Annotated in this window: 11 protein-coding genes; all 11 read right to left on the bottom strand. The window is 52.2% G+C overall.

Annotation, left to right across the window (positions count from 1 at the left end):
* Positions 1–113 precede the first annotated feature (113 nt).
* Positions 114–980 (bottom strand): CoB--CoM heterodisulfide reductase iron-sulfur subunit B family protein, encoded by an 867-nt coding sequence (locus tag BUB68_RS10020; RefSeq protein ID WP_073090844.1) that lies wholly within the window; start codon positions 978–980, stop codon positions 114–116.
* 2 nt (positions 981–982) lie between these two features.
* Positions 983–1,939 carry a succinate dehydrogenase/fumarate reductase iron-sulfur subunit gene (locus tag BUB68_RS10015; RefSeq protein WP_073090842.1) on the bottom strand — a complete coding sequence of 319 codons (957 nt, stop codon included), beginning with the start codon at positions 1,937–1,939 and terminating at the stop codon, positions 983–985.
* Positions 1,940–1,941: 2 nt separating this feature from the next.
* A complete protein-coding gene (locus BUB68_RS10010; protein ID WP_073090840.1) occupies positions 1,942–3,789 on the bottom strand; it encodes an FAD-binding protein in 1,848 nt (615 codons plus the stop codon).
* Between the two features lie 195 nt (positions 3,790–3,984).
* Positions 3,985–5,388 (bottom strand): FAD-binding oxidoreductase, encoded by a 1,404-nt coding sequence (locus BUB68_RS10005; protein ID WP_073090838.1) that lies wholly within the window; start codon positions 5,386–5,388, stop codon positions 3,985–3,987.
* Positions 5,385–6,578 carry an electron transfer flavoprotein subunit alpha/FixB family protein gene (locus tag BUB68_RS10000; protein ID WP_073090835.1) on the bottom strand — a complete coding sequence of 398 codons (1,194 nt, stop codon included), beginning with the start codon at positions 6,576–6,578 and terminating at the stop codon, positions 5,385–5,387. The genes BUB68_RS10005 and BUB68_RS10000 overlap by 4 nt, the downstream gene beginning before the upstream one ends.
* Before the next feature lie 19 nt (positions 6,579–6,597).
* Entirely contained in the window at positions 6,598–7,389 is a 792-nt protein-coding gene (locus tag BUB68_RS09995; protein ID WP_073090833.1) for an electron transfer flavoprotein subunit beta/FixA family protein, read from the bottom strand.
* A gap of 224 nt (positions 7,390–7,613) precedes the next feature.
* The gene (locus BUB68_RS09990) at positions 7,614–9,176 is read right to left on the bottom strand and encodes a methyl-accepting chemotaxis protein (protein ID WP_073090831.1); all 1,563 of its coding nucleotides are present in this window, start codon (positions 9,174–9,176) and stop codon (positions 7,614–7,616) included.
* Complete coding sequence (locus BUB68_RS09985; protein ID WP_073090828.1) at positions 9,173–9,487, bottom strand: hypothetical protein; 315 nt, start codon at positions 9,485–9,487, stop codon at positions 9,173–9,175. Before BUB68_RS09985 ends, BUB68_RS09990 begins: the two co-directional genes overlap by 4 nt.
* A 651-nt stretch (positions 9,488–10,138) precedes the next feature.
* On the bottom strand, positions 10,139–10,828 hold the full coding sequence (locus tag BUB68_RS09980) for a formate dehydrogenase subunit gamma (protein WP_073090826.1): 690 nt from the start codon (positions 10,826–10,828) through the stop codon (positions 10,139–10,141).
* Positions 10,828–11,607 (bottom strand): 4Fe-4S dicluster domain-containing protein, encoded by a 780-nt coding sequence (locus BUB68_RS09975; protein WP_073090824.1) that lies wholly within the window; start codon positions 11,605–11,607, stop codon positions 10,828–10,830. Before BUB68_RS09975 ends, BUB68_RS09980 begins: the two co-directional genes overlap by 1 nt.
* A gap of 18 nt (positions 11,608–11,625) precedes the next feature.
* Positions 11,626–12,456 carry a formate dehydrogenase accessory protein FdhE gene (locus tag BUB68_RS09970; protein ID WP_073090821.1) on the bottom strand — a complete coding sequence of 277 codons (831 nt, stop codon included), beginning with the start codon at positions 12,454–12,456 and terminating at the stop codon, positions 11,626–11,628.
* Positions 12,457–12,460: the final 4 nt, after the last annotated feature.

Genomic DNA, 12,460 nt, shown 5'->3' with positions numbered 1-12,460 from the left:
CAAAACCAGAAACAGTTTCAAAAAAGATAACAGGACAGGATGAAGCAACGAGAAATGAGGCCTGACCAGTCAATTGACCGGTCAGGCCTCGCTAATTTTGCTGTTCGACGATATCAGCCGATTTTCAGTTTTTCCTGAGCGGATACATGGCGGTCAAAGCCCATATCCGTCTTGGTCATGCCGAGAGCAAAACCTACGAGCTGCTGCAAGTGCAGGATGGGTACCTGAGCCTGGGAATGAACCGCTTCACGGCCTTCCGGCTCGTACATATCCAGCTGCATCTGGCACAGCGGGCACGGGGTGGCAATGGCCATTGCCCCTGCTCGGTCAGCGCTGTCCACGATCTGGCCAGTCACGGTCAGTACATCATGTTCAGCAGCCAGCTGGGCATGGAAACCGCAGCACTTGCGGCTGGCATCGAACCAGACCGGTTCTGCGCCCAGCTTGCGGATCAGGCGTTCCAGATATTCCGGGTGCTTGCCGTCACCATGATTCATGACTTCCTGCGGGCGCAGGATATGGCAGCCATAGTAGCCGGCAATCTTGACGCCGGTAAGGGGATTGACCACCTTGCCATCCAGAAGTTCCGGATGATCATCCAGAATCCAGAGGAAGTGCGTCACCTTGCTGGTGCCTTTGTACTCATAAGGATGGCCAGATTCTTTCAGGACCTTGTTGACCTTTTCCTTGAGCTTGGCATCCTTATCAAGGCGGGCTTTGGCGGTGCGCAGCTGCAGGGTGCAGGTGTTGCAGACCGTCATGATATCCAGCCCCATGTTCTCAGCAATGGAAATATTGCGGGCGTTGACCACCAGCGCGGCAAAATCATTGACGCCCTGGGCATGGGATGCACCGCAGCAAGTCCAGTTGGGGATATCTTCGACTTCAATGCCTAACTTCTCACAGACCTTCTTCAGCGAAGTGTAGGCTTCAGCTGCTGCACCTTCCAGCACGCAGCCCGGAAATAATGCGTACTTCATAATCATTCAGCCTCCTTCGCTGCCGCTTCGGCATTTTTCACAATCTTACGGATGGTTTCGATTTCGGGATTCACTGGATGCTTGTCCAGCGGGTTCATTTTGCCGACACGCATGAGGCGGATAGCCATCGGCGCACGGAGGCCGGCCATGAAGAAGCCTTCAGACTTGATGTTCAGCTTGGATTCATCCAGCGTGCCGGATTCGCTGATATCCTCATAGATGGCTTTGGCATGGCGGGCACCGACATTATCATCGAGACCTTTCTTGAAGGTAGCTTCCTTGAGCTTTTCGATAGCGCCGGCAGGGTCTAACCCTTTCGGGCATTTCGCTGTGCATTCCTGACAGTTGAAGCAGCGCCAGAGACCGGCGTCTACAACTGCCTTCAGGTGTTCCTCAGGACTCTTGTCGCGGCTGTCGGCCACGATCTTTTCTGCTTTGACAAACACGAACGGATCGAGGAAGTCATCCTGGTTCAGGGTGTTCTTGTTGCATTCGGATACACAGGAGCCACAGAGAATACAACCAGCATACTTCTTATACTTGTTGAAGTCCTCCGGCGACTGCTTGCAGCCCTTTTCTTTGGAAAACTCATCCTTCGGATGCACCACGGGTTTGATCTTCTTGATGCGGGCATATTTCGGATCCCAGTCCACGATCAGGTCGCGGATGACCTTGAAGTTGCCCAGCGGCTCAATGGTGAGTTCATTGGTATCATAGCGCTTCACGAGATTTTCCACGAGAATCTCGCAGGCCAGTTCTGCATTGCCGTTTACACGAACGGCGCAGGCACCACAGATACTGGAACGGCAGGAGCACGTAAAGGACAGCGTCGGATCCTGCTTTTCCTTGATTTCAATCAGGGCTTCAAGGACGGTCATGCCGACTTTCATGGTTACGGTGTAGTCCTGTTCCCATTTCTTGCCTTCTACGAAGCGATGGATTCTAAGTTTCACATCCATGATCAATACTTCCTTTCTTTCGGCTGGTATTTCGTGATTACGACATCTTTATACTCGGCACGATATTTGCCCGTATCCTTGTCCTTGAAAATCAAGGTGTGTTTCAGGAAGTTTGCATCATCACGTTTCGGGAAGTCACGACGGGAATGACCACCGCGGCTTTCCTTGCGGGCCAGGGCCCCCTGCACGATGGCATGGGAGATCTGCAGCAGGTTGCCCAGCTCTACATACTGCTCGAAAGCGGTGTTATACACATGAGAATTATCGCCTACATAGCAATGCTCATACTCTTTATCCAATGCTTCCAACTCGGCAGTAGCAGCCAGCAGCTGGCTTTCCTCGCGGAATACACCGGCCTTGTACCACATGGTATTGATCATGGCATCGCGGATTTCCGGCACAGTCTTGTTGCCTTCCTTGCCACGGTTGGTCGCCGTATCGAATCTTTCTTTCCACTTCTCGCAGGCCTTGGCCAGACTGTCCTGATTGCCCTCATACTTGTTGGCCTTGGCAAATTCAGCAGCGCCATCACCAGCCGTATGACCGAAGACCAGCACTTCCGACAGGGAGTTTGCCCCCAGACGGTTCGCACCATGTACGGATACACAGCTGCATTCACCAGCTACATAGATGCCTTTGACACGGCTTTCACCAGTCTTGTAGTCCGCCATTTCGAGGCCGCCCATGGAATAATGGCAAGTCGGGCTGATCAGCACGGGTTCCTTGGTGATATCAACGCCAGCGAAGCGGCGGGACAGATCATAAACCTGACCGAGACGCTCATGGATGCGCTCAGCCGGAATCTTCGTGAAATCAAGGTATACACCAGCATGGATGCCTTCGCCTACACCACGGCCCTGTTCGATTTCCGTGGCAATACCACGGGCTACGATGTCGCGGGTAGCCAGTTCCATCTTTTCCGGTGCGTATTTAGCCATGAAGCGCTCGCCGTCCTTGTTGACCAGCAGAGCACCTTCTGCACGGCTGGACTCGGACAGCAGTACGCCGTTGGCAGCCAGACCCGTGGGATGGAACTGCACCATTTCCGGATCTTTGAACGGAATACCTACATTCATACCAGCTACGATACCATCACCAGTGGAGCTGTACGGATTGGAAGTACGCACCCAGTAAACACGGCCATAGCCGCCGGTGGCGATGATGATAGATTTTGCCGGCACGCCAATCAGGTTGCCGCTGCGCATATCCATGGCGATAACACCGTTGAGTTTATCGCCATCCATGCTGATTTCCAGCATCTGGCATTCGGAAATGAAGTCGATATTGTTTTCCAGGCACTGCTCGAAGAGGGTGTGCACCATCGCATGGCCAGCACGGTCTTCGAAGTAGGAAGCGCGGGGATGGCTGTGACCGCCCATCTTGCGCTGATGGAAAGCACCATCCTTCTGACGGTTATAAGGATAGCCCATATAATCCATCTCATAGATGTTTTCGCCAGCATGTTCAGCGAAATATTCCACCGCATCCTGGTCGCAAAGGTAGTCACCGCCCTTGATGGTATCAAAGACATGAGACTCGACGGTGTCCGTGGGGTCGCTCACACCCGTAACGCCGTTCATACCGCCCTGTGCCATAGTGGATGCGGAACGGGTGGGAACCAGTTTCGTCATCACAGCCACTTTCAGGTCTTTGCGCTCAGCTGCAGCGAGAGCGGCACGCATGCCGGCACCACCACTGCCGATTACCAGAACATCATAGGTTACATCACCCGTCTTCACTTTTTCCGGAATATTCTTACCATCCCAGGCAAAGTACGAGCCTGCTGCCAGTACAACACCGGCCGCTGCCGCTCCTTTGATGAATGTGCGGCGCGAAATTTCCGTTGCCATATTTCTTTTCCCTCCTAAAATAAAATAGGCTTTCTCAATTCATCCCAAACGAGATTAACTAAATCTATTATATATAAATAAATGCTATAAGAAAAATACATACTTCTTATACGCCTTATTAGAAAATCCAATATAAAAGAAGAGGAACCATGACCACATCGTTCCTCTTCCATTGATTGCTGATCTGAAGTTTCTTTAAGCCTGGCAAACCTTGTGCGGATTCAAGATGTTATTGGGATCAAAGACCTTCTTGATTCCTCTCATCAGCACCAGGCTGGCTTCAGGCAATGACTCATTGAGATACGGTTTCTTTACCAGCCCTATGCCATGTTCACCAGAGACCTGCCCCCGCAAATCACGTGCCTTATCATACATACGATTCATGGCAATGCCCAACAGCTCCTGCCATTTTTCATTCGGCAGATCATCCCGCAGGATATAAACATGCAGGTTCCCATCCCCCGCATGACCAAAGGATTTGATCCGGATACCAATTTCCTGCCGCAGCTGATGGACAAACTCCACAAAGTCATTGACCCGATTCCTGGGTACGACTACATCCACCTCATCCATCATGCTGGTAGAAGCCTTGATTGCTTCCAGGAAGGCGCCTCTGGTCTTCCAGACGGGCAGGCTGCGTTCTTCTGTATCCGCAATAAGGATATCGATGGCTCCCTGATCGAGACATATCTGCGCGGTTTCATCATAATAGGAAGCGATTTCCTCCATCGTATTGCCATCGAATTTCAACAGCAGATAAGCATCCGCCTGATTGTCCGGGAATTTCCGCCCCAGATATTCTTCTGCATCCAGAATGACTTCTCTCTCCATAAACTCAATGGCCGTAGGTACGGATTTTGCCTGAATGATCAGCGGTACAGTGCCAATGGCCTGTTCCAGCGTGGGAAAGGGAACCAGCAGGGTTACATTCTTCTTCGGCAACGGCAGGAGCTTCAGAACGGCCTTCGTGACAAATGCCAATGTACCCTCTGAACCAATCACCATATCCTTGAGGTCATAACCGGAACTGTTCTTTACTACCTTGCCGCCAAGCTGCATGATGGTACCATCTGCCAGCACGACTTCCAGTGCACGCACGTAATCACGGGTAACACCATATTTCACAGCCGTCATGCCGCCCGCATTTGTGCTGATATTGCCGCCAATGGTTGCCGACTTTTCGCCTGGATCAGGCGGATAATAAAAGCCCCGTTCTTCCACGAAATTCCGCAGTTCCATCAACAACACGCCCGGTTCCACAGTCAACGTAAGATTTTCTTCATCGAGTTCCAACACATGATTCATCAAGGTCGTATCGATCATAATGCCATGTTCCACGGCTACGGATGCTCCCACCAGTCCCGTGCCAGCCCCGCGGGGCGTCACAGCGATATGATTTTTATTGGCATAAGCCATCAGCTTCGATACTTCTTCTGTAGATATAACCCGGGCCACCAGAGAGGGATAGGAACGCTCACTGGCCAATTCGTCATGACTGTATTCTTCGTTGATTTCCTCACCGAACAACAGACGTTCTCTATCGATAAAACCGGCAATAACCTCTAAATCCTCTTGCTTGATCTGTTTATATTCCATCATGCGATCTTCCTCCCCTGCTGGATATCGGCAATCAGCTGTGGTACAATCTCATACAAATCTCCTACTACGGCATAATTGGCCACCTTGAAAATCGCCGCTTTCGGATCACTGTTAATGGCAAAAATCTCTTCGGAATGCTCCATGCCGGCAACAAACTGGATGGCACCAGAAACACCACAAGTTATAATCAGCTTCGGTCTTACCGTACGCCCGGAAAGACCAATCTGCCGCCGCGGGTCCATCCAGCCCGCTTCAATCAGCGGACGGGTGCAGGCAAAATCACCGCCCAATGCTTCGGACAGCTGATATACCAGTTCCAAATCTTCTTTTTTCTTGATGCCACGGCCAGCCACTACCAGCACATCTGCATGTTCAATGCTCTTTTCCTTAGGCTTCTTGGTAATTCCTAACACCGCAATACGCGATTTCAAGGAAGCATCCGGCAGATCAAAGTGTTCGATCACACCGTGCGTCGTCTCGCTGCGTTGTGGTGCATCCATGATCTTATAACGCACCGTAGCCATCTGCGGCCGCGTGTTCGGCGTCAGGATCTCAGCCATGATATTGCCGCCAAAAGCGGGACGGATCTGTACCAGATCTGAGTTTTCATGGATATCCAGCACCGTGCAATCAGCAGTGAGTCCGGTGTGGAAACGGGCCGCTACACGGGGAGCCAGCTGACGGCCTACCGGCGTTGCACCTACGAGAATAGCCGCAGGCTTCACCTGGTTGATGAAATGCTCAAAGACTTTGGCATACGATTCCATATTGAATTGTCCCAAGGATTCCTTATCGCAGACAAAAACCTTATCCACATCATAATGAAGTATTTCCTCAGCAGCCTTCCCGATGTCATGCCCCATGAAAAGAGCATAAACCTGTTGGTGTATCTTATCCGCCAGTTCCCGGGCCTTGCCCAGGAGTTCATAAGAGACAGGATGCACACGGCCATCTACATGATCGATATAAACGGCAATCCCCTGCCACTTGCTTTTATCGATCTGTACCTTGGGCTCATCTTCCACAAATTCCATGGCTCCATTGCCTTTCTTTACGCAGAGTTTGCATAAACGGCAGGCAGCAGAGATTTCCACTTTACCATTGTTTTCGGTCATGGCACCAAAAGGACAAATTGCCATCAATGCCTTGATATCCTGAATTTTATCCTGATGTACAACTAATTTACCCATTATGAAACCTCCCACGGTGTTATGCAATAAACTTCTGACTCTTCAACAGATCATACATGCGATCAGCTAATTCCTCGCCATTTCCCTGCCAGGTTTCCCGGGCCTTATGTGTTTCCGGCGGGAAAATACGCTGTACCTGTGTAGGTGATCCATTGAGTCCATAATGATGTTCATCTACATCCGCCATGTCATTCAAGGTATACGTTTCAATCTCACGGGCAGCTGTCTCCTTGGACTTTTTGTAGGAAGGCAGACGCGGTTCGCAAATATCCTTCTGCACAGTCAGCAGGCATGGGAAGTTTACTTTCAGGCGTTCCACATCCTCGGACATTTCCATATCAACCAGGATGGCATCACCTTCCACCTTTTCTACCTGTTTCACATTGCATACACAGGGAATCCCCAACTGTTCCGAAACTTCCGGACCAACCTGTGCGGTATCACCATCTGTAGTCTGCAAACCACAGAGAATCAGGTCAAAATCACCAAAGCGCTTGATTCCCTGAGAAAGAGTATAGCTGGTAGCCAACACATCAGCACCACCGAATTTACGGTCCGTAATGAGTGCGCCTTTATCCGCCCCCATTGCAAAGGCTTCATAAAGAATCTTTTTTGCCGGCGGCGGCCCCATCGTCAATACGCTAAGCGTGCCACCATACTGCTCCTTGAGGCGTAAGCCTGTTTCCAAGGCGTAAAGGTCATACGGATTCATTTTCGCATCCGCACCATTACGCTTCAACACACCAGTCACGGGATCAACCTCAACTTTGTTAGAACCTGGAACCTGTTTGATACACACAAGAATATTCATCGCTATTCACCCTCCTTGTCTATATGAATTCGTCATATGATTTTTATTTCCTGCTAAAAATTGAATAAAATTTTCTTTATATTGTGAAATAAAGAACAAACTATAAAGAATGCTCCCGAACAGCTCCTACAATCATAGCCAAACAACAAAAAACCAGCAGGTCTCCCCTGCTGGTTTTCTGCCTATCTATTTCTATATCTCGTTTCAACCCGATTGGCATCGAATCATGATGTACGGAATTTGTTCACGCTTTCCTTCAAGGAATCGGAGAAATTCGAAAGCTCCGTACTGGATGCCGCACATTCTTCAGATACAGCACTGTTGTCGGTAACCACACCCAGGATGTCGCTGGACAAGGAATTGACCGCTTCCATCTTCACCTGCTGGGCAGCACTCTGTTCCTTGAGCTTGCGGAACGCTTCGTCGACCACTTCCGTATTCTTTCCCGTGCTGGACAGAGCTTCCGCGGCGGTATTGACCACCTTGGTCCCCCGGTCGATAGCGGCCAAAGCACGGCTGATGAGCTGCTGGATATTCTGGGTGGAGTCGGCAGACTGCTCGGCAAGCTTGCGGACATTTTCGGCAACCACGGCAAAGCCCCGGCCTGCTTCGCCCGCCCGCGCTGCTTCGATAGAGGCATTCAGGGACAGGAGTGCCGTCTGTCCCGTGATTTCGTCCAGCGTCCCCAGGATAGAGCGGATTTCATTGGAAGCATCGCTGATTTCCTGCATGGCCGTCACCACGTTGTCCATCTGCTCCTGCGTAGCCGCAATGCCATCCTTGGTCTGCATCCGGGCCGCCAGCGCATTGTCCACCAGCGTGTCCACTTTGGCATTTTCCTCGATGGCCTCGCCAATCTTGGTCTGCAGATCCTGCACTGTCTCGTTCTGGCTCATGGCGCCTTCAGCCAGGCTCTGGGAAACCTTGGAAACTTCCCCGGCACTCACCGCCACCATGCTGGCCATCTCGCCCATGCTCTGCATTTCCTGACAGAGCGTCTGGCGGATATGATTGATATTCTGCTGGATAGGCGCATAGTCCCCGATGTATTTCATGTCCGTGGTGCTCACAAGGTCACCGCTGGCCATGGTATCGAGATTCTTTTCAATATCCTGCACATAGCCTAAGATTTCCTGACGCATCTCGTTGAGCAGGTCATAGAGCGCGCCAATCTCATCTTTGCGGGGATAAGCAAGCTTCTGGGACATATGCCCCTTGGCCAGCTGATTCACGCTGCCTTCCAGCGCAGAGAGCGGCTGGACTACCCGCTCCTCGAAAGTCCCCGTCACGCGCTTCAGCACGATAAACACGGCCCCGATAAATGCTGCCAGCAAAAGATAGAGAATCACGGCCATCACATCCACCATGGTCTGGGCTGCATCCACCATGGCATTGGTCTTGCCAAAATACGTCTCGCTGACTTCCAGCAGATGGGCCGGATTCTTCGTCTTTTGATAATCGGCAATGGCGGGCTTGACCTCGCTCTGCCAATAAGCTTCGACCTCATCCCGGCGGCTCGGGAAGCTGCCGAGATGCATGCGGCCCTTCATGTCCGTCAGCAGCCCTTCGACCATGGCCGTGGTCTTAGAGGCATCCGCCCCGGCCAATACCTGCTTCACCACGCGCTGGCTGCCGCCGCGCACCACGCCGGCGTCATTGACGAGAGCTACATAACTCGTGAACAGGAACAGGCTGACCCCCACAATGGCCACAACCCCCACCACCATCACGAAAATCTGCTTGAGCAGTTTCTTGATCAAACCGGCAATCGTCTCTTGCTCATTCACATTAACACTTCCTTCCCTGTAACAACATCCTCAGCATTTCCCACAAAAATTCCCCAGTCCCAATATTCTACCATCCTTCGGGCCACCATGACGTGGCTCTTTTCACCGCCAGAACACCTTCTAATTAAGAATATGATTTCGGAAAAGAAGGAGTTTTTCCTATATATCTGGAAAGACTCGCCCTGCTGGCGGCTCTGAGTGCGGCTGCTTTCCGCTTTAATTCTGCACAAGCCGCCCAAAATCCTGCTATCGGCAAGCCAGAATTCATGCACCTGCTCAAAAAGAAGGCGTATTGAGTCATTTCCACTCAACACGCCTTCTTTGTTTTTACTATCTAATTATCCGCACCATAAATTGCAGTTTGTTGGTGCGAGCTGGAACACAATTCGTTACAAAGCAGTGGGGCGGCGGTGGGAATACTTTTTCGCCGCTCCACTAAATGACCCGCCAGCAGAATTACGCATCTTCCAGCTACCTGCGCCGGGCAGGCCGGCGGCGCTCCTGTCAACGAAGCGTCAAGCATATACTGTTTGCGGGCCAGTCCTCACTTCGTTCGGACAGTCGTTCCGTCGGCGAAAAAGCATCCCCACCTCCACCCACCGTTACGTTTGAGTATATTGCTATGTTCCGACTGTAAGGTGCAAGCACATCGATGTTCTTGTTACAGGAGAACCGAATTCGTGTCAATTGCCAAAATCGTGACGGGGGGCGAACGGGGGAGTGCTTTTTCTGTGGAAGCGACCGTCTGAGCGCAGCGAAGACCGGCCCGACGCAGACAGCAGCTAAAGAGCACGCTGAAAAACGCGCCGCTGGCCTGCCCGGCGCAATCCAGCTAAACAGCTCTAACCTTACAGGGAGGGTCGTTTAGCGGAAACAGAAAAAGCACTCCCCCGTGAACCCCTGCTGCGTATGAACGGGATACCTTCAGCACGAACTAAACTACAAACTGCAATTTTTCCTTTTTATGGTTTCAGTACTTCGTCAAGGTCTTTCTGCCGGATCTTCCCTTCCCTCACCATATCGTCAATCCATTCGCCGTGGTGGGCGCTGGCGTAGTCTACTTTGATGGTGCCGTCCTGCATGCCGTGAACGGAGTCGGGGTTGGCGACAAGGGCCAGGTAGATATGGCCGATGGAGCCGGCAAAGCCGATGCCGGCGCAAAGGCTATGGATGGGTATCATCCAGGCACGGATGCTATTATCGATAAGGCCGTCACCAAACCACAGGAGAGCGCCGGAAACAACCAGGGCAGCCCAGGTGGCCAGCTGCAGGGCGATGTTCATGCGTTCGCCGCCGTTATAGAAGCCCTGCTTGGGAATGCCCTCGGGGTGCTTGCCGATGAGTTCCAGGGGAAACTTGACCAGGAAGGTCACATCCTTGCCGTTGAACTTAAAGACTTCGGAGAACATGCGCCAGATGCCGCCTCTGGCGGTGAACAGGCCGATAACAGGATTCAGCACGAAGAGAACAGCAAAGAAGCGATGCGCATTCTGCAGGGTTTTCGCACCAAACATATCATAGAGGAATCTGAAGGTATCGGCATAGAGCGGCAACGCCGTCAAAAACAGCATAAAGAAGCAGATGGCGTTGATCCAATGCAGATACACGAAGCCTTTCGCATGGCGTTTGACATATTTCTTGTTGACAAGCATCATTTATCCCCCTTTCTGCGCATAGCAGTCAGGGCCGTCAGCCCTAACACGCCTGCGATAGCCCCCACGCTGGCCAGCTGACCTACAGGGCGCACGAAGTCTTTCCAAATGCTGATGGAAGACGGGGTTGCGGGGGTCTCGGGCAGACCGTAGACCGCTGGTTTTTCCGGCAATACATACATCATATGCACGCCGCCCACGCCCTGCGGATTGTAGATGTTGGCATCGGGATGATCTGCCTTGACCATCCGCAAACGCTCTTCAGCTTTTTGCAGCATTTCCTCCCGTGTACCAAAGAGGATGGCATCTGCCGTGCAGGTCTTGGCGCAGGATGGCTGCATGCCCTGCTCGATGCGGTCAAAACACAGGTCGCATTTGGTGGATTTGTTCCGGTCTGCATCAACCTTGGGGATGCCGAAGGGACAGTTGGTCGTGCAGTAGCCGCAGCCCACGCATTTATCCTCGTTGATGACCACTGCGCCCGAAGGCTTTTTCTCGATGGCCTCTTCGGGGCAACCGTTCAGACAGGCAGGGTCGCCGCAGTGCATGCATTGTTTCTTGAAGAAATCCCAATGGAACCTCCCCTTGCTGTCGATGCGTTCCTGCATCTGAATCAGATTCCAGGTATGGGAGGTCAGATCCTTGTGGGACTGATACTGCCCTTCAAAGGACGTGGACATATCGGCGGGCAGGTCATGCCACTGTTTACAGGCCACCATGCAGGCGCGGCAGGCACTGCAGCGCGCCACATCATGGAGCATCGTTATTTCTTGAGCCATAGTTGCTCTCCTCTCGTCTTAACTATTCTCCAGCAAAATGCTGCCTTTTTTCGTAAATCCTGCTTCTTCCCCTAACATATCGAGGTGCAAGGTGGCCCAGTCCGTAAGGTAGACATCTTCCTGCCCTTCCTCGTTATAGGTCTTGAGGTAATTCCTGCAGGCATCGCAAACGTCGATACGCATGGCCGGCAGGCCTTCAGGCTCTAAGATATGCATCTGCGTAAGGTCCTCATTGCCACAATAAGCGCAGCCAATCCGGGCAAAGGGCCATTCCGTATGACAGCCATCGCAGGTCAGGAATCTTGCCCGGCCTTCCTTTTCCTTGCGCAGATGGGCCAGCACGGGCTGACGTCCACAGACGGGACAGGCGTTCTTCGTCCAGCCCGCCTGCTGCCAGAATGCATGGTCTTTCAGCGGTGCGGGAATCAGCGCTTCCAGTATCTGCCAGCCTAAAATGCCCAACAGCGCAGGATTCAGTTCCGGCAGTGCTCCCCCGCCCTGCAGCAGGTGGACAAAAAATGTTTTCCGCGTATCTTTATCCGCCTGCTTCACCCATGTGTTGAAGGCGGCAATGGCTTCCACGAGACGGGCAGGATAGCCGATATTCTCCAGCGTGGGCAGCACTGCTGGCAGGGCTGCAGCAGCCGCCTCAACTATGGGCTGCTGCCACTTTGCCTGCTGCAGGAGCGGTTCTTGCAGTGTCTTTGCCTCTGTTGCCGTAAGTTCCCAATCCAGCGGCTTTACCAACGCTCTTACCCGGGCAGCCATTGTCATATGCAGCAGAGCTGTTTCTGCCAGAAAGGGGTGCTTTTCCAGATGCGCATGTATATTTTTTTCCATTGCGTTCATAACA

The sequence above is a fragment of the Pseudoselenomonas ruminantium genome, assembly GCF_900142515.1.
Taxonomy (GTDB): Bacteria; Bacillota; Negativicutes; order Selenomonadales; family Selenomonadaceae; genus Selenomonas_A; species Selenomonas_A ruminantium_D.
The sequence above is the reverse complement of the archived record's forward strand: the minus strand, read 5'-3'. Positions and strand labels throughout refer to the sequence as shown.